Below are 22,337 nucleotides of genomic sequence, written 5' to 3'. Positions count from 1 at the left end.
CGAGCGGGCACGGCACGAGCCAGGAGCCATGAGATTTCCGACCCTCTCCGCGCTCCTGGCCCTCGTGCTGTTGCTGGCCTCCAGTGCGTTCGCCGCCGAGGCCGATGAGGTCCAGGTGCTCTTGCGGCACACTGGATTACCGGAGTCCACCTGGCTGCCTCCGGGCCAGCCCCTCACTGCTGGCAAGGCCGAGGCCCTATGGCGCGGCCTGCTGGACAGCCCCGCCACCCCGCGAACCTTCGCTCCCCGTACCGTACTGGCTCGGCTGTTACACGAGGCCTTCGGCACCGGACAACCCCTGAGCTACGCTGAGTTGCTCGCGCGGACCGGGCGCTTCCGCCAACTGGTCGTGGTGCGGCCCGATGGCTACGGCGCCGTGGCGCTCACCGGCAGACCCATGGCCGACCTGGGGCGCCCGACCCTGCGAGGGGGTGAGTTGTACGTGCAGGGTCTGCGCGTGGGCGCCTTCTACCTCGATGAGGGGGGCGTCTTCTTCGCCGTGGACGAAGCCCTGCGCAAGCAGGAGGGCCCTCCCGCGGGCGAACGGCCCCTGGGACGAGACCCCGCGACCGCCGCTCTGCTGGGCGCGGAGGACGCGTTGGAGGAAATGGCCAGGGGCCTGGCGGCTCTCATCACCCATCCGGTGCGCACACTGGAGGGACTGGCCCAACTGCCCTCGGCGGTATCCGGCCTCATCGCGAGCTCTCCCGAGTACCTCGCCCGCTTCGGGGCGATGAACCGGGAAGACCAGCTACGCGAGACGGCGAGACTGCTCACCCACGTGCTGACGCTCCAGGGGGGCGCGAGCGCGGTGGGTCCGCGATTGGCCTCGGCCTCTCGGCTACCCGTGCTCACCGTGTCTGCCCGGGGCGCGCTGGTGGTGCACGAGGTGGCGGTGCCAGCCGGAGCCGTGACGGCCGTGGTCGGAGCGGGCGCCGCCTCGGTCTCCATCGTCCTCATGGCGCAGGGAGGCCGTGCCTCCGGAGGCAACAGCACCTGGCCCCCGCCTCCCGCGGGCCCCGGCCAATGGACGAAGAAGCTGGAGCGCATGAGCGACGAAGCCCGGCGCTACCAGTCCCAGATGACGGGCGCTCCCGAGGGCTGGGTCTACCGGGTCCGCACGGGCCCCGGGCCCAAGGACTATGTGGACTTCGATGGCTTCCAGAACGGCGTGCTGCTCGAGGTCAAAGGGCCCGGCTACAAGAAGCTCCTCCAGAAGATGCATGGCAAGCCGTGGTTCGAAGGCGCCGAGGAGATGATTGATCAGGCCAAGAGACAGCTCAAGGCAGCCGGAAGCACTCCCATCCAGTGGCATTTCGCTGAGCGGGAAGTGTCTGACCTCATGAGAAGGCTATTCGAGGAGAACACCCTCGACAGCATCAAGGTCATCCCTCCCCCAGCACAGTGAGGACTCACTCGAATGAGAGAAACCTATTATGTGGGTGCCTACTGGCTGGCACGGCGGGAATCGGCCGAGGCCTGTGCTCAGCGTGCTGAGTCCTTCTTCCGCCTGCTGGCCTCATGCGACCCGAGCCTCGCAAAATGGTTCAGAAAAGGCCGAACCCTGAAAGCGGCTCTGAAGCATCGCATTGCGTCCGATGCGGCGAGTCTCTCGGAGATGTTCACCCAGCAAGCGCAGAAGGAAGGACGCCTCGCCGACGACGGATTCTCTCTGCGGGGCTGGAATGGGGAGATCCACGAAGCGGCGAGCAGCCTCTCCATCCTCTGCGGAGATGCATCCGTCTGGGTCTCCAACTTGTGCCTGTACCACCCACCAGAGGAAGGCCCCGCCCAGCAGCGCGTGCTCCAGGCCCCCGTGCTCGCCCGGATACTGCGCGCCATGGCCGTAGCCTTCGAGCCCGAGTGGGGTGTCGCTACTTCCGACGAGCATCGGCAACTGGTGTCGGACTCCAGCAAGGCCGGCACCTTCGTCGGCTGGCTCATGTACTTCTCCCACCGCCGCGGCTCGCTGCCGCCCCTGCCCGCGCCCATCCAGGTCGAGCCCGTGGAGGACAAGGGCACGCTCGTCATCCTCACCCCCGAGCGATTCACAGCCTCCAACCCCGCCCACGTGGAGTTGGCACGCGACGTGGCCGAGCGCCTCGCGCAGGCCGGGCTGCTCACGCCGCTGAGACCATGGGAGACCTGATGCCCTTCATCGACTCGGCCCACGGGATGGTGTAGAAATCCCAACAGGAGGGGTGGACGCGACGAAGCACGGCAGACGCGCCAGGTAGCGCGAGTGGTCGAGAGAGGTCCGGAAAGCATCAGCCTTCGCGCCTCGAGCGCGGGAGCGGCGCTGCGCCGCTCTGGAAGCAATGCAGGACACTCTCCGCAAGGTAGCCTGTTCTTGGCTCTCTCCTGGTACGGGGGCTCCGGCCGCCCGGGGAGCTGAGCCAACGACGCAACCGCCGTTTCCCCAGGCGGCCGGAGCCCCCGTACCAGGGAGAGCCGGTGAGGCTACCGTGCCCCAGGTGAGCAGGTGGTGGTTCCAGGCCTCTCTCGACCGCTCGCGCAGCCCCCTCCCCCCAGACGCCTCCTCGCCACACCCGAGGTGCCGTGATGACCGCGAAGCTCGAGACGTTCGTTCCCGCCGCGGCCCCCGTGGTGGTGCCCGCCCCCGCCCCCTCCACTCCTTCGGCCAACGTGGTGGCCCAGCGCGAAGTCGCCCAGCGCGAGGAGCAGGCGCGGCTCGCCCGTTGGAAGGCGATTGAAGAGGCTGGCGGCCAGAAGGCCTGGGTCGAGGCCGAGCTGAAGGCCAGGGGGCTCGCGCCCGAGCACGAGGACCCGAGCGGACTCTCCGAGAAGGAGAAGACGGCCTGGAAGGAGAAGAAGAAGGCCGAGGCCGCCGAGCGCCGTGCGCTCCAGCGTCTGGCGTGGGAGGCGTGGCGCACCACGCACATCAACCACCTGGGCGCGGGGGTGCATTGGGAGGAGACGGGGGGCCCGGACAAGTTCGACCTGAAGGACCGCGAGGAGCGGGCGAAGGCGAACGGGCTGCCGGAGCTCGAGTCGGCGCAGACGCTGGCGAAGGCGCTGGGGCTGAGCGTGGCGAGGCTGCGCTGGTTCACGTACCACCGCGAGGTGGACACGGGGACGCACTACCGCAGCTGGGAGATTCCCAAGCGGGACGGTGGAAAGCGGACCATCACCTCGCCGAAGAAGGAGCTGAAGCAGGCGCAGCGCTGGGTGCTGGCGAACGTCGTCGAGCGGCTGCCGGTGCACGGCGCGGCGCACGGCTTCGTGGCGGGGCGCTCCATCGTCACCAACGCGCTGGCGCACAAGGGCGCGGACGTGGTGGTGAAGATGGACGTCAAGGACTTCTTCCCGTCCGTCACGTGGCAGCGGGTGAAGGGCCTCTTGCGCAAGGGCGGGCTGGCGGAGGGCACGGCGACGCTGCTGGCGCTGATGGCCACCGAGGCGCCGCGCGAGGTGGTGCAGTTCCGCGGCAAGACGCTGTACGTGGCGAAGGGGCCGCGAGCGCTGCCGCAGGGAGCGCCGACGTCGCCGGGAATCACGAACGCGCTGTGCCTGCGCCTGGACAAGCGGCTGTCGGCGCTGTCGAGGCGGCTGGGCTTCGCGTACACGCGCTACGCGGACGACATGACGTTCTCCTGGCGCCGGAGCCGGGGGAAGACGGAAGCGCCGGTGTCGGTACTGATTGCCCGGGTGGAGAAGGTGCTGGAGGCGGAGGGCTTCCGGGTGCACCCGGACAAGACGCGGGTGATGCGTCCGGGGAACCGGCAGGTGGTGACGGGGCTGGTGGTGAACGAGGCGCCGAAGGGCCAGCCGGGAGCGCGCGTGCCGCGCGAGGTGATGCGCCAGTTGCGAGCGGCGCTGCACAACCGGGAGAAGGGCAAGCCGGGCAAGGAGGGCGAGACGCTCGAGCAGCTCAAGGGCATGGCCGCCTTCATCCACATGACGGACCCCGCGAAGGGCCGCGCGTTCCTCGAGCGCATTGCCGTGCTGGAGAAGCGCGGGGCGTGAAGCCCGACTCCCCCTGACGCACGCGCCAGTCCCCAAACGAGCAGGCAGCCACGGGTTGCCGGAAACTCCGGAAACGCATAGGGTTTCCAGGGTTTCCGCCGCTCGCCTCCTGGAGGACGTGCCATGTCCACCCCGCAGCTGCCGCCCGGGCCCCGCTACCTCAAGCCCCTGCAGACGTTCCGCTTCCTCAAGAACACCGCGGGCTTCCTCTCCGACTGCCGCTCGCGCTACGGGGACCCCTTCACCGCGCCGCTGCCGGTGGGCGACGTGGTCATCACCGCGGACCCCGAGGGCATCCGCGACATCTTCAGCGCCGACCCCACTGTCTTCGAGCCGCTCGGCCAGCTGATTCTCGCGCCCGCCCTGGGGGACAACTCGCTGCTGCTCATGGGCGGCCCGCGCCACAAGCGCGAGCGCAAGCTGCTCATGCCCCCCTTCCACGGCGAGCGCATGCGCGCCTACGGCCTGCTCATGCGCGACGTCACCCTGCGCGCGGCCGGCTCCCTGCGCCCTGGCGGCACCTTCCGCGCGCAGGACGTCACCCAGGACATCTCCCTCGACGTCATCATCCGCGCCGTCTTCGGCATCGACGAGCCCGAGCGCATGCGGCGCTACCGCGAAGTGCTGACGGCCTACATGGAGTCCTATACGCCCCTGCTCATGGCGGCCAAACCCCTGCGCCGCTCGTTCGGCGGCATGGGCCCCTGGGCGCGCTTCCAGCGCTACGTGACGGAGCTGGACGGGTTGCTCACCGAGGAGCTCGCCACGCGGCGCGGACACGCGGAGGGCCACATCGACATCCTCAGCCTGCTGCTCGGCGCACGGGACGAGGAGGGCCAGCCCATGGCGGACGCGGAGCTCAAGGACGAGCTGCGCACCCTGCTGCTCGCGGGCCATGAGACCACGGCCATCGGCATGGCCTGGGCGCTCCACCACCTGCACCACCAGCCCGAGACGCTCGAGCGGCTGCTCGAGGAGCTCTCGCCCCTGGGCGCGGAGCCCGAGCCGGAGGTGCTCGCGAAGCTGCCGTACCTCGGCGCGGTGTGCGACGAGGCGCTGCGCCTGTACCCCGTGGTGCCGGTGGTGGGCCGCCGCACCCTGGCGCCCTTCACCCTGCGCGGGCGCGAGCTGCCCCCCGGCACTGGCGTCATGGCCGCCATCTGCGTGGCGCACATGGATCCGGTGCTCTACCCCGAACCCGAGCGCTTCCGTCCCGAGCGCTTCCTCGAGCGCAAGTACTCGCCCTTCGAGTACCTGCCCTTCGGCGGCGGAGCGCGGCGCTGCATCGGCGCGGCCTTCGCGCTGTACGAGATGCGCATCGCCCTGGGCACGCTGCTGGCCGCGCACCGCTTCTCGCTCGCGAGCCCCGAGCCCGAGCGCCCGGTGCGCCGCAACATCACCCTCGGCCCCGGCGGCGGCGTGGGGCTGGTGTACGAGGGGCCCCGGCACGGGGCGCTCGCATGAGCGAGGCGGACGAGGCCCGCGCGCGCATCCTCGAGAAGGCCGAGGAGTTCTTCCTCACGCATGGCTACTCGCGGGTGACGATGGATGAGCTCGCCGCCGAGCTGCGGATGAGCAAGAAGACGCTCTACCGCCACTTCTCCAGCAAGGAGGAGCTGGGCGAGGCGGCCATCGTGGCCAGCTTCGCGCGCATCGGCGAGGAGCTCGCGCGCGTGGCCGGGGACGAGCGGCGGGACTTCGCCGAGCGCTTCCACGGCTTCGTGAAGGTGCTGGCGGGCCGCTACGCGCGCGCGGGCCCGGTGCTGAGGGATTTGCAGCGGGACGCTCCGGCGCTGTGGCAGCGGCTGCTGGAGGTGCGGCGCGCGGCGGTGCAGGCCAACTTCGGGGGACTCATCGCCCAGGGGGTGAAGGCCGGCGCCCTGCGCGCGGACGTGGAGCCGCGGCTGCTCATCCGCATGGTGCTCACGCTGGTGGACCAGGTGATGCGGCCGGATGTCCTGGGGGAGCTGGGGATGACGGCCGAGCAGGTCCTCCCCGGCATGTTGGGGGTGATGCTGGACGGAATCCGCACCGGGCGCGAAGCCCGTTCACGCCCGGCGGAGAAAACCAGGGGAGCGCGCTCTTAGGATTCAGGAAGCCAGAACCCGCTCGCCTGCCTGCTCTCCCGTGCCCGGCCACGAGGTGGCTGGAGCGGCAACCATCTGCTACGAATGAGCCACTCCCGCCCCGGACCCCCCTCCCGGCGGCGGTGGCCCTGGCATGAATTCCCCTTCGAGGCAGCACGCACTGGCGGCATTTCTGCCCCGCTCATTGGTGCGCGCCCTCCTGGAAGACGCCACGCGCCCGCGAGAGGGGGCCGTGCGCGAGCAACAGGGCGCGGTGCTCTTCGCCGACCTGACGGGTTTCACCTCGCTGGCCGAGACGCTGGAGAAGAGTGGCCCCTCGGGAGCCGAGCGCCTGCGGGGAATCCTCGACGCGTGCTTCTCGCGGCTCATCGGCACCATCGCCGCGCACGGAGGAGACGTGCTGCGCTTCGCCGGGGACGCGCTGGTGGCGCTGTGGCCGGTGGAGCCGGGGGGCGAGCTGTCGCGCGCGGTGCGGCTGGCGGCCCGGTGCGCCCAGGCGGCGCAGGCCCTCATCGCGGGAAGCGAGCCGGTGGACGGCGAGGCGCTGCGGCTGAAGGTGGGCATTGGCGCCGGGACGGTGCGGCTCTCCGACGTGGGCGGCGAGAAGGGGCGCTGGGACTTCCTCGCCTCGGGCGAGCCGCTGCTGGAGATGGCCCAGGCCGAGCACGCGGCGCAGCCGGGCGACATCATCCTCGGCCCGAACGCCTGGTGCCTGCTGGAGGGAGCCCAGGGCGAGGCGCGCGGCGCGGCGGGCTGGAAGCTGGGGACGATGCCGCCCGAGCCGCTGCCCGAGGTGTACCCGCTGGAGCCGACGCCGGAGCTGGAGCCGGCGCTGCACGCCTACCTGCCGCTGGTGGTGAAGCACCGGCTGGAGGCCGGGCACGGCCAGTGGCTCTCCGAGTTCCGCACCGTCACGGTGATGTTCATCAACCTGGGGGAGCGGGAGCTCGCCGCCGGGCAGCGGCCCGAGGAGTTGCAGCGCGCGCTGCGCACGGTGCAGGCGGTGCTCTTCCGCTACGAGGGCAGCGTCAACCAGGTGGTGGTGGACGACAAGGGCGTGGTGGTGGTGGCGGCCTTCGGGCTGCCGCCGCTGTCGCACGAGGACGACCCGGCGCGGGCGGTGCGCACGGCGTTGGACCTGCGGGCGGCGCTGCGGGCGATGGACATGCGCCACAGCCTGGGGCTGGCCACCGGGCGCGTCTTCTGCGGCACCACGAGCGGGGCCACGCGGCGCGAGTACGTGATGGTGGGCCACACGGTGAACCTGGCCGCGCGGCTGATGCAGGCGGCGAAGGGCGACGTGCTCTGCGACAGCACCACGCTGCGCCTGGCCTCCTCGAGGCAGCGCTTCGAGACGCTCCCGCCGCTGCCGATGAAGGGGATTACGGGCCCCGTACCGGTATACCGCCCCGAGGAGAGCCCCGCGGGCGTGGAGGCCGAGGCGCGGAACACGCAGGTGGTGGTGGGCCGGCAGGAGGAGCGCGCGCGGCTCGTCGCGGGGGTGCGGACGCTGGCGGAGCGGGGCGTGGGCGGCACGGTGCTGCTCGAGGGCGAGGCGGGCATCGGCAAGTCCGTGCTGGTGGGCGAGGTGCTGGAGCGGGCGCGGGCGCTGGGGCTGTCCCTGGCGCGGGGCGCGGGCACGGCGGTGGAGCGCTCGTCGGCCTACCATGGGTGGCGCCCGGTGCTCTCGCGCCTGCTGGGGCTGGAGGCGCTGCCGGACGAGGCCTCGCGCACCGCGCACGTGCTGGAGCGGCTGCGGGCCTGGCCCGAGCGCGAGGCCTGGGCGCCGCTGCTCGAGGGCGTGCTGCCGGTGGCGGTGCCGGAAAACGACGTGGTGCGCAACATGTCCGCCACCCTGCGCGGCGCCAACACGCGCGAGCTGCTGGTGCAACTGCTCGACGAGTCCACCGCGGAGGCGCCGCGGGTGGTGGTGCTCGAGGACGCGCACTGGCTGGACTCGTCCTCGTGGGAGCTGACGCTGGCGGTGCAGCGGCGGGTGAAGCGGCTGCTGCTGGTGCTCGCCCTGCGTCCCCCGGGCGAGTCCGCGCCTCCCGAGTACCACCCGCTGCGCGAGGCCCCCGGCACGGTGCACCTGTCGCTGGAGCGGATGCCGCACGAGGACGTGCTGTCACTGGTGCGCAGGCGGCTCGGCGTGCGCCACCTGCCCGCCCCAGTGGCCGCCTTCATCCGCGACCGCGCCGAGGGCCACCCCTTCTTCAGCGAGGAGCTGGCGTGTGCCCTGCGTGACGCGGGCTACCTCCTCGTCGAGGGCGGCGAGTGCCGGCTGGTGTCGCGGGCGATGGAGAAGATGGGGTTGGATCTGCCCGGCACCATCCAGGGCCTGCTCACCAGCCGCATCGACCGGCTCACGCCCCAGCAGCAGCTCACCCTGAAGGTGGCCAGCGTGCTCGGCCGCACCTTCCCCTTCGAGCGGCTGCGGGCCGTGCACCCGGTGGAGGCGGACAGGGCCAGCCTGCCCGAGCAGCTCGCCGCGCTGGAGGCGCTGGGCCTGGTGCGGCGCGAGGAGGACGCCCCGGACGGCGCGGTGTATGCCTTCAAACACGTGCTGGTGCAGGAGGCGGCCTACCACCTGATGGCCTTCTCGCAGCGCCGGGAGCTGCACCGGGCGGTGGCGCTGCTGCACGAGCGCGAGCAGGAGGAGCGGGGCGAGCAGCTCCAACCGCTGCTGGCGCACCACTGGCGGCTGGCGGAGGAGCCCGAGCGGGCGCTGGAGCACCTGGAGCAGGCCGCGCAGGCCGCCTTCTCGCGCGGGGCCCATGCCGAGCTGGTGGCCCTGCTCAAGCGCGCGCTGGAGCTGGCCACGAGCGGCGCCGAGCGGGTGGACGAATTGCGCCGGGCCCGGTGGAACGCGCGGTTGGGCAGCGCGTACTACGTCCTCGGGGAGGCGGAGCTCAGCCGGACGCACTGCGGTGAAGCGCTGCGTCTGCTGGGCTTCTCCATGCCCGCCTCGCGCATGGGCTGGATCGTCCGGCTGGCGTGGGAGCTGATGCGGCACGCCTCGCGCATGGCGCTGGGGCGCTGGCTGCCGGAGCCGGGGTCGCCTGGGGAGCGCGAGCGGCTGGCGCTCGCCGCCACCGTCTTCAGCACGCTCGGCGAGCAGAGCTTCTACGCGGACCGGATGCTCGAGCACATGACCTCCAACTTCGCGGCCGTCAACCACGCGGAGGCGGCGCGCGACTACACCCCGGCGGCCGTGGCCTACAACGCCATGGGCTACATGGCGGGCCTGGGGCGGATGCACGGGCTGGCGGAGCGGTACTTCCGCCGCGCCAGCGCCGCGGGGGACGCGTGTCCGCCCATCACCAACATCGTCCAGGGCGCCTACCAACTGACGTTCGGCCGCTGGGAGGAGGGCCTGGACCAGGTGGAGAGGGGCATCGCCTCGGCCGGGCGCGTCAATGACCGCTCCACCATGTGCACGGGCCTGGAGGTGCTGGGCATGGGGCTGGAGATGGCGCGCGAGCCGGGCGCCGCCCAGTATGTGCGCGAGTCCATGCTGCGCGTGGCCAACGAGGCCACCAACGCCGTCAACGCGATGTGGGCCCTCACGGAGATGGCGCCCACGCTCCTGCAGCTCTCCCGGCTGGACGAGGCGGTGGAGCGGCTGCGCGAGGCCGAGGTGCTGCTGCCCTTCGCGGACCCCCTCGCGGTGCTGCGCTACCACTGCAACGCGGCGCTGGTGGCGCGGCGCAAGGGCGAGCACGCCCGCGTCGTCCGGCACGCGCGCGAGGCCCTGCGCATGGTGGGCAAGCGCCCCCTGCTGGTGTGGTCCGACCTCACCTCCCTCACCTCGCTGGTGCAGGCGAGCCTGGAGCTGTGGGAGGAGGCGCGAGGCACGGGAGGCGCCGCGGAGGCCGAGCCCCGGGAGCTGTCCGCCGCGACGCTCCAGGTGCTCAGCAAGGTGAGCCGGCTCTACCCCACCGCGCTCAGCCGCACCGCGCGCCTGGAGGGGACGCGGGCCTGGCTGGCGGGCCGCCCCGAGCGCGCCCGGACGCTCTGGCAGCGTGCCATCGACCATGGGCGCACCTACCGCATGCCCACCGACGAGGCCCTCGCCCACTACGAGCTGGCGCGCACCTCGCCCGGCCCCGGGGGCACCCGTGCCCTCCACCTCGAGCGCGCCCGCGCCATCTTCGAGCGGCTGGGTGCTACGGGCTCGTTGCAGGCCCTCGACGTGTTGGAGCGTCCCGTTCAGTCCCTACCTGAGACGGCACCGGAATCCTCCGCCCTGTGAATCGCTTCACAGCATCGCGCCACGCGCTCGCTACACTTCAGGGCCAGCGGGAGGGGGGAGCGCATCACATCGACCCGCGGGAGCACTCACATGGCACCAGGCCTCTGGACGCACGACTTCATGGACGAGCTGCGGACGAAGATGGATCCGCTCGCCGATGCCGTCATCGAAAGGCTGTTCACCGAGGGCAAGGTGGACGGGGTGAACCAGCTGATGCGCACCCTCGTCGAGAATGACGACCTCCCCTCTGCCCGGCTGCCTCCCTACGTGATGGAGTACCTGGCGCACACGCAGGCGTCGGTGCCCCGGCTGGACCCGGAGAAGCTGCGCCAGGGCCAGGAGCTCTTCGAGCTGTTCGGGCCCGAGGTGATGATGATCCTCGGCTTCTACTCGCTGCCGGCGTCCTACGCGGCGCGCAAGGGCGTGCAGGTGCTCTACCGCACGGGCTTCCTGCAGAAGCGCCCCATCCGCCGCGTCTTCGAGACGGCGCAGATGGTGGTGGACGTGATGACCGAGGGCGGCATGGAGCCCGACGGCCGGGGCGTGCGCACCACGCAGAAGGTGCGGCTGATGCACGCGGCCATCCGCTACATGATCCGCCACGACCCTCGCCACCCGTGGGACGCGCGGGAGCTGGGCCAGCCCATCAACCAGGAGGACCTGGCCGGCACGCTGATGACGTTCTCCTACGTGGTGCTCGAGGGCATGAAGGCGCTGCACATCGAGCTCACCCCCGCGCAGCAGGAGGCCTGGCTCTACGCGTGGCGGGCGGTGGGCCGCATCATCGGCGTGGACGAGCGGCTGATTCCCGCCAACGTGGACGAGGCGCGCGAGCTCACCTACCTCATCCGCCAGCGCCAGGTGGCCTTCTCGCAGGAGGGCGTGGCCATGACGGCCGCGCTCGTCGAGGGCATGCAGGGGCTCACGCCGGACCTGTTGGATGGGCTGCCGGTGAGCATGATTCACTTCTTCCTCGACCAGGACCAGTGGCAGGGGATGAACGTGGCGGACCTGCTGCAGGTGCCCAAGCCGGACTGGACGGCCATCATCCCCCAGGCCATCAAGGGCCTCAGCGCGCTGACGGACTGGGTGGGGGACAACACCTTCGTCGCGGCGAAGCTGCTGCGCTTCATCAGCAAGGACATCGTCGAGGGGATGCTGCTGGTGGAGCGCGGAGGCCAGCGCACGCCCTTCTACATTCCCGACCACCTGCAGGACCGGTGGCGCCTCGAGCAGGGCCCGCGCGCGGCGAACGCCCGGCGCCGGTCCGAGGCCGAGGCCCGCAACCTGGCGGCGGCCGCCCAGGCCGGACGCAGCGACTCCCACACGAAGGTGGCCTGAGCATGCACCCGACCTTTTCGCTTCAGCAGCTCCGCGGCGGTCCGTTCGATCCGCTCGCCTGGTTCAACATCGTGGGCGAGATTGGCTGTGCCTTCTGGATTCTCGCCTACATCTTCATCATCCGGCAGTGCTTCAAGGACAAGTCCTACGGCCTGCCGATGGTGGCCATCTGCATGAACCTGGCCTGGGAGTTCCTGGCCTCGTGGGTCATCCCCAATCCGGTGCCGCTCTGGCACTTCTTCGATCGGGTGTGGTTCTTCGTGGACCTCGTCATCGTCTACCAGCTGCTGCGCTACGGGCGTGAGCTGCAGACGATTCCGGAGATTCAGCAGAACTACCATGCCGTCATCGCCGGCACGGTGATGCTCTCGCTCTCCGGGCTGTATGCCTTCTACGTGCAGTACCACGACATGCTGGGGCTGATGGGCGCGTTCATGGTGAACCTCGTCATGAGCGTGACCTTCGTCTTCTTCTACTTCTCGCGCCGGCACCAGGGCGGGCGCGGGCTGTCGGTGCCGGCGGCGTGGTGCAAGATGCTCGGCACGCTGGGCACCTCCATCGAGTGCCACTTCGTCATTGGCCAGACGCAGGACTGGCTGGGCGGGCTGAACTTCCTCACCTTCCTGTGCCTCTCCATCTTCGTGTTCGACTGCCTCTACATCTACATGGTGACGAAGGCGGCGAGGGCGACGTCGCAGGAGCCGGAGCTCGCGCCGCGGCAGTCGGCCCTCGCGGTGGCCTGAGCCCGGGGCGGCTCACGGCCCGTCGATGGTCGCGGGGGTACCGGGCTGGATCCGGAAGTCGCGGCGGGTGAAGAGCGCCGCGAGCTCCTCGGGCCGGCCCGCGAAGTCCTCCCGGACGTGAACGCTCGGCAGCAGGTGGTACGAGGCCCGTGCCTCCTCGGGCCCCACCTCCACCACCGTGAAGCCGTGGCCGTCGGTGTCCACGAAGGCGATGCCGGGGTTGGCCTCGCGGAAGGTGGCCTCCATCTCGGTGACGACGTAGCGGTAGACGGCCGTGCCGGGAGGAAAGCCCGCGGCCTCCACCTCGGTACCGGCCTCCTCCCGCACCGCCGTCGAGGAGATGGCGGGCGCGGTGAGCGCCGGCACCCCGAGCTCCACCGACGCGAAGGAGGCGTGGATGTCTCCCGCGACGAAGAGCGCGTGGCCCTGGGTGAGGTCTCTCAGGGTGGTGAGCAGCTCTCGCCGCTTGTCGGGGAAGCCGTCCCACTGGTCCACGCTGTAGTAGTAGCGGTTGCGCACCGAGGGCGGCTCGACGTCCGGCTTGTTGCTCAGGTCCCAGATCATCGACGTGGGGGACACCGAGCTCGCCACCACCTTCCACGTCTGGGGGCCCTTCGCGGACTCCAGCAGCGCTGCCTCCTGGGCCTCGCCGAGCGCGTCCTCCGCCGCGTGCCCCGAGGTGCCGTAGCGCCAGGCCGCGTAGACGTCGAAGGTGTCCTTGATGACGACGTAGCGCGAGCCCACGCGGGTGAACAGCTCCGTCTTCCCCAGGTGCACGAAGGCCAGTCCGCGCGGCCTGCCCGCAGGGTCGATGGGGCCGGCTCCGGGTTGTGCCGCCCCCACCAGCACCGGGTTGACGTAGGCCAGCGCGAGGTTGCCCTTCACCGCCTCCGAGGCCCGCTTCGCCGCCTCCGCCGCCGTCAACCCCGCCGCCACCGCGAGCTGCACGTACGCCCCTTGCAGCACGGCCTGCTGCGCGGGGAACTCACCGATGTCCACGTACGCGAAGGTGTCCGATGCGAAGGCCCCCGAGAGGCCCAGCGAGCCGAGCACCACCGCGTCCATGGCCACCGTGGCGGGGTAGGCATCCTCGGGGATGAGATGGTCCGGCCGGTGGGTGCGGTAGTCGGCGACGAACAGCCGCAGGTGGCCGCCGAAGACGAAGTCGCGCCAGATGCGCGTGTCCGGGTAGCGCGGCACGTTCCTCACGTCGATGGCACCCGGGGGGGCGTCGGTGACGTCGATGGGCTGGTACTCGAAGAAGGCGAGCTCCGCGTTGCGCCGGCGGCCGGGCTCTAGCTCGTCGGCGCGCCCGTTGGTGTACGTGGCGTGCGCGTCCCAGCAGTCATCGGAGAACTCGTGGTCGTCCCAGGTGAGGATGAACGGGTAGCGCTCGTGCACCTGCTGGAGGAAGAGATCCGAGCGGTAGGTGCGGTAGAGGTCACGGTAGTTGGACAGCGAGTGGGCGACGAGCTCGGTGCGCCCTCCCCCGAGGTCTCTCGGCATGGCGGAGCCCGGGTCGGTGAAGCTCACGTTGCGCGCGGGGTCTGGCGAGGGGACGGCCGAGGAGTCAGCCTCGTAGATGTAGTCGCCGATGAACAGGATGAAGTCGAGGTCCTCGTCGAGCTGCAGCAGGTGCTGCCAGGTGTTGTAGTAGCGCCCGCGGAAGTCCTGGCAGTTGGCCACGACGAAGCGCACGGGCACTCCCGCGCCAGCGGCGGGAGCGGTGCGGGTGCGGCCCGTGCGCGAGGCCAGACGCCTGCCCTTCTTCTCGACGAGGAAGCGGTAGTAGTAGTCCGTGCGCGGCGCGAGGTTCGTCACCTTCACCTTGAGCGTGTGGTCGTGCTCGGACGGGACGCGCAGTCCCCGGAGCTGCACCACGAGGAGCGTGAAGTCCGCATCCATCGCGACCTGGAGGGTGAGCACGACATCCGAGCGCGGGTGCTCGGGGTCCACCGCGCGCGTCCACAGCACCACGCTGCCCTCGCGCGGCTCTCCCGAGGCCACCGACTGGGGGAAGTACGCCTGCCCCTCCTCCACGGGCGACTCTTCATCATGGCAGCCGAGGGCGGTGCTCGCCGCCGCGGCGACGATGCACTGCAGGACGGTGCGGCGGTGCAGGGGCTGGGACAAGGGACTCCTCCGCGTCGGGCCGGGCCAGGGGAACCCGGGGCGCAGGAGGGTACGGAGCGCTCACGGCTACGCTTCTGCGACTCCGGGGCAGCGTGTCCTCCGCCGGGCACGCGGGCCGCCGGGAGCGTCCACTTCCCAGCACGGTACGGAGCCAGCCCCCTCCCGGGCGCGTTTTTTCCCAACTGGTCCGATGGTCGTACCAGTTCACACGAACTCGAACCGGAAGGTCCTCCCCGGCGCCTGGGCTCGCGCCGGAGGGCTACTCCTGCTCGGAGTCGTCCAGCTCGCGCGTCATCTCCACCATGGTGTTGCGCCAGCCGAGCCGGGTGAAGAGCCGCTGGGCCGCCTCGTTCCGCGTCGCCGTCATCAACAGCACGCGCGGCACGCCCCGGGCCCGCATCCGCCGCAGCAGCTCCTCGGCGAGCAGCGCGCCCACGCCAGCGCCCCGCGCCGGCTCGTCCACCCAGATGTCGTGCAGCTGGCCGTGCGCGTCGAGCAGCGCGTTCCAGTCCTTCCCCTCCACGGTGGCGTAGACGTAGCCCACCACCGCTCCGTCCCGCTCCGCCACCAGCACCACCGCGCCCTGACGCTTGAGCTCCCGCGACAGCCACCAGCGGTAGCCGGACTCCAGGTCCTCCTCGGGCGTCATGAAGCGCCGGGAGTCGTACGCGTGGTGCAGCCGCACGAGCGCCGCACCCATGCGGCCCAACGCGGGCGCGTCCTCGAGGCGCGCGGGACGGAGGGAGACGGGCATGTCCTACGGCCCCGACAGCGAGGTGGCCGCCATCTCCGCGGACCTCGGCAGCTTCACCCGGAAGATGGCGCCCTGGCCCGGCGCGCTGTCCACCTCGATGGTGCCGCCCAGCCCGGAGACGATGCCGTAGCAGATGGACAGGCCGAGGCCCGTGCCCGTGCCCGGCGGCTTGGTGGTGAAGAACGGATCGAAGATGCGGCCCTGGTGCTCCTTGGCGATGCCCACCCCGTTGTCCTTCACCTCCACCACCACCCAGCCGTCCTCCCGCTGGCGGGCGATGATGCTCACCCGCGGCTCGGCCATGCCCTGCACCGCGTAGCCCGCGTTGGTCAGCAGGCCCAGGAACACCTGCTCCAGTCCCTGCTCGTTGCCGTGCACCGCCGGCACGTCCTGGTAGTCGCGCACCACCTGCGTCTTGGGCCCCAGGTTGTAGCTGGCGCCGCTCAGCGCATGGTCCAGCACCTCGCGCAAATCCACCCGCGTGGGCGGCTGCCCGTCCAGCCGCGAGAAGAGCCGGAAGTCATTCACGATGCGCAGAATCCGGTCCGCCCCAATCAGCGCGTCCGAGCACACCTCGCTCAGCTCGCCCGGGTCCACCGGCCGCCCGGCCTTCGCCTGGTCGTCCAGCTCCGAGCGGATGAAGCCCACGCTCGCCATGATGACGCTCAACGGGTTGTTGATTTCGTGCGCCAGCCCCGCCGACAGCCGTCCGAGCGCCTCGAGCCGCTGGGCCTGTACCAGGCGCACCTCCAGCTTCGCCCGGTCCTCCATCTCCTTGCGCAGCCTGTCGTTGGCGACCGCCAGCTCGCGCGTCCACTCCTCCACCTCGCGCTGCAGGTCCTCCATCCGCCGGTGGCTCTGGCGCAACAGCTCCCACTTCTCGGTGAGCGCGTGCGCCAGCTGCCGCACCTCGATGTTGTCGAAGGGCTTGCGCAGAATCAGCAGGCGCTGGCTGATGCCCAGCCGCTGCGTCATCTCCTCCCACGAGTAGTCGGAGTAGGCCGAGCAGAGCACCACCTGCAGGTCCTCGTCCTCCTTCCACAGCCGCTGGGCCGTCTCCACCCCGTCGATGCCCGGGGGCATGCGGATGTCCACGAAGGCCAGCGCGTACGGCCTTCCCGCCGCCACCGCCTCCTTCACCCGGGACACGCCCTCCTCGCCCTGGTAGGCCGAGTCCACCTCGAAGCCCGAGTCCACGGGCGCCGCCGACGCCCCTCCGAAGAGCGCCGCCTCCATCGCGTCCAGCGCGGTGCTCGCCGGGGGCGCGCACAGAATCTTGCGGAAGTCCTGGTGGATGGCCTGGTTGTCATCCACCACGAGAATCCGGCGGTTGGCTACGGTCGGGGCGCTCATGCCCTGCTCTCCTCGCCCGAGATGGGCAGATCAATCGTAAAGGTAGCACCCTGGCCGCGGCCTTCGCTCGTGCAGGAGAGGAACGCGTCCATCTCCGCCGCCGCCAATGCGCTGATGTGAAGGCCGAACCCATGGCCGTCCTTCTTCGTGGTGAAACCCTGGCTGAACAGGCGCGGGGCGTCGTCCGGGGAGATGCCCACCCCGTTGTCCACCACCGCGATGCGCAACCGCCCGGTCACCATGCGCTCCACCCGGATGACGAGCAGCTTGTCCGGCCGCCCGCTCTCCAGCAGCGCGTGGCGCGCGTTGCTCATCAGGTTGAGGAGGATCTGGAGCAGCTTGTGCCGGTCCACCCGCACCAGGGGCACGTCGGTGTACTCGCGCTTCACCTGGATGCCCAGCCGCTCGAAGGCCACCGCGTGCAGGCGCAGCGCGTCGTCCAGCAGCTCCGTCACCTCCAGCCGCTCCACCACCCCCGAGAAGCGCGCGGTCTCCTGCTGCATGCTCACCACGTTCTTGATGTGCTCCACGCTCTTCTGCAGCGTGTGCACCTCCTCCAGCAGCTCCGAGCGCTCCCCGGTGAGCTGGTGGGTGAGCGCCTGGAGGTAGGCCGGCAGCTGCTGGCCCCTCGGGTCGCGGGTGAAGAAGCCGCCCAGGTCCTGCGCGTTCGCGCCCATCAGCTCCGTGGCCTTCCGCAGGCCCGCCAGCCGCGACTGGTGCAGCCGCTCGGACAGGACGTTGACGGACACGTTCACGCTGTTGAGCGCGTTGCCCACGTTGTGCAGCACGCCGGTGGCCATCTCCGCCATGCCCGCCTGGCGCGACACGTCCAGCAGGCTGCGGTGCATCTCCCCCAGCCGCGCCTCGGCCTCCTTGCGGTCCGTGATGTCCCGGCCGAACACCGTCATCCCCACCACCCGGCCCGTCAGGTCGTGCACCGGGTTGACGGAGATGTCCAACACCCGCGGCCGCTTGAGCCGCGAGGGCGAGGCCTCGAAGCGCACCCGCTTGCCGGAGAGCACCTGCGCGGTGCACTCGCGCCAGCGCCGGCGCAGCGACTCCGGGGCCTGCTCGGGGAACAGCTGCGCCCCGGACTCGAGCCGCACCCCGATGATTTCCCGGTACATCTCCTCGAGCGCCGAGTTGGCGGCGATCAGCCGCCCCTCGGCGTCCACGGAGCACACGACGTCCTCCGTGTTCTCCAGCAGGCTCGACAGCTTGGCCTCGCTCTCGCGCAGCGTGCGCAGCGCCCGCACCAGCGCCGTGCCCGTCTGGTCGCGCGAGGCGATCAGCAGCCAGCTCAGCCCCCAGGCCATCAGCATCACCAGCGCGGCGAAGCCCCCGCGAAACCAGTCGGGGAAGAGCCACCCGTGCCACAGCGGCAGCACCAGCCCCACGCTCCCCGCCCCCACCGCCACGAAGGGCAGGCTGCCGCGCGGCCCCAGCAGGTAGAGCGACAGCACGGGCAGCAGCATCCAGATGGGATGCAGGGCCACGCTCGTCTCGTGCGTGCGCAGCGCGATGCCGAGCACCCCGGCCGTCAGCACGGTGCACAGCAGCCGCGCCGCGGTCCGGCTCGAGCTCCCCCGGCGCAGCGTCGCCAGCGCGCCCCCCAGGCCCACCAGGAGGCCCACGGACATGGTGCCCACGGCGCGCGGGTTGGGCGTGCTCGGCGCGTAGACGAGGAGCACGGCGGCCGCCAGCATCAGCAGCAGGCACGCCCCCACCACCGTGCGGCAGCGGCCGAGCTCCTCGGCGGCGGACTGGCGCAGGGAGCCGGAGAGGAACGTGTCCAGCCGGGACAGCAGCCGCGCCGTCACGCTCGCGCGCGCGAGCCCCCGACCCGACGGCTCCAACCCGCCAGCCCCCTGTGCTCCCGCGACCCTGGTGGAAATGCTCGACATGAAACGGGCGCTCTCTCCCCACAACCGCGCCCGAGTATGCCTGAAACCCGGCGAGCCCCGCAGAGTGGTGCGAGCCCCCCTCTTGCGGAAACATCCGCTCGCCGAGTCCCCTACTACCCACGTGGGTAGAGTTCACCTCACGCCCGGCGGCGCTACTCCTCCCACTCCACGTGAAGCCGGGCGCCCGCCCCCTCCCGCGCCACCACCCGCGTGCGCACCCGCTGGGCCCCCGCCAGCGCCACGCTCGCCTCCAGCACCCCCTGGTAGTACGCCGGCTGGTCCATCACCTCGTTGAGCCACACCTCGCACGCCGTGGGCGAGAGCTCCGTGAGGCGCGACTCCACGTAGTTGTCCGCGCTGCGCAGGGTGTTGTTCAGCCGGCGCAGCGAGCGCAGCGGCCCCAGCAGCCGCGCCACCCCCACCATCGCCTTGCCCATCAGCGTGTGCACCATGCCGTTGACCACCTCGCGCCCCAGCAGGCGCCACGCCTCCTCGCGCGGCAACACCGGGTAGAGGTCCGCCACGGTGATTTCCAGCCCCCGCCGCCACGTCTCGTACGAGTAGGCCGGCAGCAGCGGCTTGGACAGGTCGATGCCCACCCCGCGCAGCGCCTGCCAGGCCTGCGACGACAGCCGGGTGCGCAACGAGAAGCGGTAGAGCCCTTCGACGGTGTGCTCGAACACCAACCGCCGCTGGGTCGCCGACGGCCGCCTGACCCCCAGCTCCCGTGTTTCCCCGAGCCCCTGCATGCTCCACGCTCCCATGACAGTCACATGGGAAAATTGGGAATGGAGTCTTCGTTTCCCCAGCCCACGGGGGATCAGCGGGGCAATCCGGTGATGACTGGCCAACGTTGCATGCGCCGCCGGGAGCCCCGCGCTGTTCAGTGGCGGACGCCCTTCCCGGCTGCCGGGGAGGAGCGGCTGATCGCATGCCCTCCGAGCCACCGCCGGGGACGGGGCCCGGGGTGCGTAACTTGAAGAGCCAGAGAGAGAGGAGCCGTCACCATGGATACCTCTGGCGATACCTCGGGCTGCACCCACCTGAAGTCCCTGCGCGAGGTGCGCCCGAGCACCACGGCCGGGTGCGAGGACTGTCTGCGCATCGGCGGCCGCTGGGTGCACCTGCGCCTGTGCCTGGAGTGCGGCCACGTGGGCTGCTGTGACTCGTCCCCCAACCACCACGCGACGAAGCACTTCCACGTCACCAGCCACCCCGTGGTCCGCTCCTTCGAGCCGGGCGAGGACTGGGCCTGGTGCTACGTGGACGAGGTGATGATCGACGGGGAGGAGCTGCGCTCCCGCATCCCCTCCGGCCGTGCGGCCCACCCCCCGCCCGCCTGAGTGCCTTCTTCAGGGGTGGCTCTCGCTCCCGGTGGCCCCCCGTGAGGCGTGCGGCGGGGCGCTGGCCTCGTGGTAGGCACGCCCCTGCGCGAAGCCGGCGATGCGCGTCCACAGCGCGGTGAACGCCGGCGCGTCGAAGTCCGAGGCGGAGTTGAGCAAGTCGTAGCGCTTGAAGGCGCCGTGCGTGTCCCCGCCGGTGTCCGCCTGGAAGTGGCCGATGACGTCCGCGTGGTCCGCGTCCACGAGGGAGCACGAGGCCGCGTCGGGCCACACCTGCGAGAGCGTGTTGACGAGCCCGTCGTTGTCCGCCAGCGAGAGCATGCGCACCGAGCCCGGCTCCAGCAGCTTCCGCACTCCCTGGGGCTGGCCCAGCCGCGGCACCGGGGACTCGGCGGTGAAGGCGTGGAGCCGGTTGAACAGGTCCAACCACCGCCCCGAGCGCGGCTGCGCCACGGTGACGATGGAGGCGTAGCGGATGCCGTGCTCGTCGAGGAAGCGCCGCTCGCCCTCCGGGTCGTCCTCGTGCGCGGGGCTCGGGGGCGCGTCGCCCAGGCGCGTGGGGCTCAGGTCGCTCAGCGCCGAGGAGTCGCTGGCCATGTGCAGCAGCCAGCGCAGCAGCTCGAAGTAGGAGGCGCGGGCCAGCGCGCTCGGGTACGCGCCCTCGCGCGAGTAGCAGCCCTGCGCCGTGTCCAGCAGGGCATCAATCCAGTTGTCCGACTCCACGCGCCGGCCGCGCAGCAGGAGGAGACGCAACAGCCGGGCGCTCTCCGAGGTGCCGCGCTCGCGCAGCCCGCGCACGCTCTCGTAGCAGGCGCGCAGCAGGGGACGGAGGAGCAGCGTGCGCGCCAGCGGGTGGTTCAGCCTGCACACGAGGTTGGTGCCACGCTGGGGCGTGGAGAGGAATTGCACCGAGCGGATGCGGCCGAGCACCTCCAGCGCGGACTCCTCCTTGCGCGGGCCCGGGGCGCGCTCCAGCTCCCGGTAGCGCAGCAGCAGCTGGCGCAGGTCGAGCCCGCCCGTGGAGTGGCCCACGAGGTGGATTTCATCGCCCGGGCGGATCTCCTTGCGGCGCCAGCGCTCGTTGAGGAAGGAGAGGAGCTGCTCGGCGCGGGTGCGCACGCTCGCGGTGGGCAGGTTGGGGAAGTAGTGCAGCACGAGCGGCATGCGCTCCAGCACACCGGTGACACCCTCGTAGTAGCGCAGGGTGCCGAGGGCATCGAACCCGCCGAAGCCTGGGACGAGCACGAGATGACGGTTCATCGGGACCACCTCAACTGGAGTCGCTCCCCGGCGCGGGGAGGCGGGGTCAACGGCGCCAGCTAAGAGGACGAGGCCTCCCGAGACAATCACACCCCGGTCCCATGCGGCGTCCGACCCTCCACACTCAGACGGTGAGCTCGAGGCGGTTGCCGTCCGGGTCGAGCACGACGCACTCTCCGCGCCCTGATTCAGGGGACCTGAGTACGGGGACGGATACCCTCACCCCAGCCCTCTCCCGGAGGGCGAGGGGGCATCCACGGATCCGCGGCTACGGCCTCGGCTCCACCTGGGCCCGTGGCTCCGCCTGGGGCTGCGGCTCGGGCTCCAGCTGCGGCTGCTTCGCCCGGCGGTACTCCTCGTACCCCTTCGAGTACGTGCCGCCGAACACCTTGTCCAGGTACGCGAAGAAGCCCGCGTAGTTGCCGAAGAAACGCCGGTGGTGGAAGTCGTGGTACGCCGGCCCCTTGTAGAAGGGCACCAGCAGCGCCGGGTTCCACGGCACGTCGTAACCCGAGTGCCCATCCGCCGCCTCGAGCTGCCGGAAGACAATCCACGCCCACAGCGTCACCACGTGCGCCCCCACCAGCGAGGGGCCCGTCATCACCAGCGTCGAGGTCAACATGAACTCGACGGCGTGCATGTAATTGCCCGTGAGCGCGAAGGGCGTCGTGATGCGGTGGTGCACCGAGTGCACGTGCTTGTAGAGCCACGGCGTGTGCAGCGTCCGGTGCATCCAGTAGTAGAGGAAGTCGTCCAGGACGATGAAGAAGAGCACCTGCCCGACGATGACGTACCAGGCCGGCAGCTCCCCCGCGTGGATGCCCGACAGGCGCAGCAGCGGCCACGAGAGCAGCACGCTCATGAAGGACAGCAGGTTGTTGAAGGTGAAGCGCCCCAGCGACGGCATCAGCCAGCGCTTCACCGGGAAGTCCCGGCCCTGCACCCGGTACTTCTTCAGCGACTCCGGATTCTTGTAGGCCACCCACGTCCATGGCAGTGCGAACGCCAGGAACGCGGTGATGCTCAACAGCGTGGAGCAGACGGCGATGAGGAAGAACCGCTCCTCCTGGTACATCGCCAGGATTCCGTTGAGCGTATTGATGCCGTCCATACCGCCCTCCCGCGGTGACGCACACGGGAAGCACCTGAACCGGCCTTTCCGTGAAGCCTCCCTGTC

16 protein-coding genes are annotated in these 22,337 nt (G+C 70.9%); 9 read left to right on the top strand and 7 right to left on the bottom strand.

Annotated elements, in window-relative coordinates; all coding sequences use genetic code 11:
• Window positions 1-28 precede the first annotated feature (28 nt).
• The 8 genes from ACJ8AN_RS16015 (at window position 29) to ACJ8AN_RS15980 (ending at window position 12,413) form a co-directional block, all read left to right on the top strand.
• A complete protein-coding gene (locus tag ACJ8AN_RS16015; protein WP_407756226.1) occupies window positions 29-1,408 on the top strand; it encodes a Tox-REase-5 domain-containing protein in 1,380 nt (459 codons plus the stop codon).
• 12 nt (window positions 1,409-1,420) lie between these two features.
• Complete coding sequence (locus ACJ8AN_RS16010) at window positions 1,421-2,149, top strand: immunity 52 family protein (RefSeq protein WP_407756225.1); 729 nt, start codon at window positions 1,421-1,423, stop codon at window positions 2,147-2,149.
• A 413-nt stretch (window positions 2,150-2,562) separates the two neighbouring features.
• Window positions 2,563-3,987, top strand: a complete 1,425-nt coding sequence (locus ACJ8AN_RS16005) for a reverse transcriptase family protein (RefSeq protein WP_407756224.1) — start codon at window positions 2,563-2,565, stop codon at window positions 3,985-3,987.
• 123 nt (window positions 3,988-4,110) lie between these two features.
• Window positions 4,111-5,451 (top strand): cytochrome P450, encoded by a 1,341-nt coding sequence (locus ACJ8AN_RS16000; protein WP_407756223.1) that lies wholly within the window; start codon window positions 4,111-4,113, stop codon window positions 5,449-5,451.
• Complete coding sequence (locus tag ACJ8AN_RS15995; RefSeq protein WP_407756222.1) at window positions 5,448-6,074, top strand: TetR/AcrR family transcriptional regulator; 627 nt, start codon at window positions 5,448-5,450, stop codon at window positions 6,072-6,074. The genes ACJ8AN_RS16000 and ACJ8AN_RS15995 overlap by 4 nt, the downstream gene beginning before the upstream one ends.
• A gap of 232 nt (window positions 6,075-6,306) precedes the next feature.
• Window positions 6,307-10,329, top strand: coding sequence for an AAA family ATPase (locus ACJ8AN_RS15990; RefSeq protein WP_407756221.1), 4,023 nt, complete (start codon window positions 6,307-6,309; stop codon window positions 10,327-10,329).
• A gap of 90 nt (window positions 10,330-10,419) precedes the next feature.
• Entirely contained in the window at window positions 10,420-11,670 is a 1,251-nt protein-coding gene (locus ACJ8AN_RS15985; RefSeq protein WP_407756220.1) for an oxygenase MpaB family protein, read from the top strand.
• Between the two features lie 2 nt (window positions 11,671-11,672).
• Window positions 11,673-12,413, top strand: coding sequence for a hypothetical protein (locus ACJ8AN_RS15980; protein WP_407756219.1), 741 nt, complete (start codon window positions 11,673-11,675; stop codon window positions 12,411-12,413).
• Window positions 12,414-12,425: 12 nt separating this feature from the next.
• Here the strand turns inward: ACJ8AN_RS15980 and ACJ8AN_RS15975 are convergent, their stop codons facing one another.
• From ACJ8AN_RS15975 to ACJ8AN_RS15955, 5 genes are all read right to left on the bottom strand, one after another.
• Window positions 12,426-14,546, bottom strand: a complete 2,121-nt coding sequence (locus tag ACJ8AN_RS15975; RefSeq protein WP_407756218.1) for an alkaline phosphatase D family protein — start codon at window positions 14,544-14,546, stop codon at window positions 12,426-12,428.
• A gap of 259 nt (window positions 14,547-14,805) precedes the next feature.
• Window positions 14,806-15,300, bottom strand: a complete 495-nt coding sequence (locus tag ACJ8AN_RS15970) for an N-acetyltransferase family protein (RefSeq protein WP_407756217.1) — start codon at window positions 15,298-15,300, stop codon at window positions 14,806-14,808.
• Window positions 15,301-15,303: 3 nt separating this feature from the next.
• Window positions 15,304-16,653 (bottom strand): ATP-binding protein, encoded by a 1,350-nt coding sequence (locus tag ACJ8AN_RS15965; RefSeq protein ID WP_407756216.1) that lies wholly within the window; start codon window positions 16,651-16,653, stop codon window positions 15,304-15,306.
• Window positions 16,650-18,509 carry a two-component system sensor histidine kinase NtrB gene (locus tag ACJ8AN_RS15960; RefSeq protein WP_407756215.1) on the bottom strand — a complete coding sequence of 620 codons (1,860 nt, stop codon included), beginning with the start codon at window positions 18,507-18,509 and terminating at the stop codon, window positions 16,650-16,652. The genes ACJ8AN_RS15965 and ACJ8AN_RS15960 overlap by 4 nt, the downstream gene beginning before the upstream one ends.
• A 200-nt stretch (window positions 18,510-18,709) precedes the next feature.
• Window positions 18,710-19,321, bottom strand: a complete 612-nt coding sequence (locus tag ACJ8AN_RS15955) for a DUF2378 family protein (RefSeq protein WP_407756214.1) — start codon at window positions 19,319-19,321, stop codon at window positions 18,710-18,712.
• Window positions 19,322-19,564: 243 nt separating this feature from the next.
• Here ACJ8AN_RS15955 and ACJ8AN_RS15950 point away from each other — a divergent pair, with 243 nt between their 5' ends.
• Complete coding sequence (locus ACJ8AN_RS15950) at window positions 19,565-19,900, top strand: ubiquitin carboxyl-terminal hydrolase 14 (protein WP_407756213.1); 336 nt, start codon at window positions 19,565-19,567, stop codon at window positions 19,898-19,900.
• Between the two features lie 9 nt (window positions 19,901-19,909).
• Here ACJ8AN_RS15950 and ACJ8AN_RS15945 read toward each other — a convergent pair whose 3' ends face one another.
• Entirely contained in the window at window positions 19,910-21,160 is a 1,251-nt protein-coding gene (locus ACJ8AN_RS15945; protein ID WP_407756212.1) for an esterase/lipase family protein, read from the bottom strand.
• A gap of 268 nt (window positions 21,161-21,428) precedes the next feature.
• The gene (locus ACJ8AN_RS15940; protein ID WP_407756211.1) at window positions 21,429-22,271 is read right to left on the bottom strand and encodes a sterol desaturase family protein; all 843 of its coding nucleotides are present in this window, start codon (window positions 22,269-22,271) and stop codon (window positions 21,429-21,431) included.
• Window positions 22,272-22,337: the final 66 nt, after the last annotated feature.

This window comes from Archangium sp. (assembly GCF_045802675.1).
Lineage (GTDB): Bacteria > Myxococcota > Myxococcia > Myxococcales > Myxococcaceae > Archangium.
The sequence above is the reverse complement of the archived record's forward strand: the minus strand, read 5'-3'. Positions and strand labels throughout refer to the sequence as shown.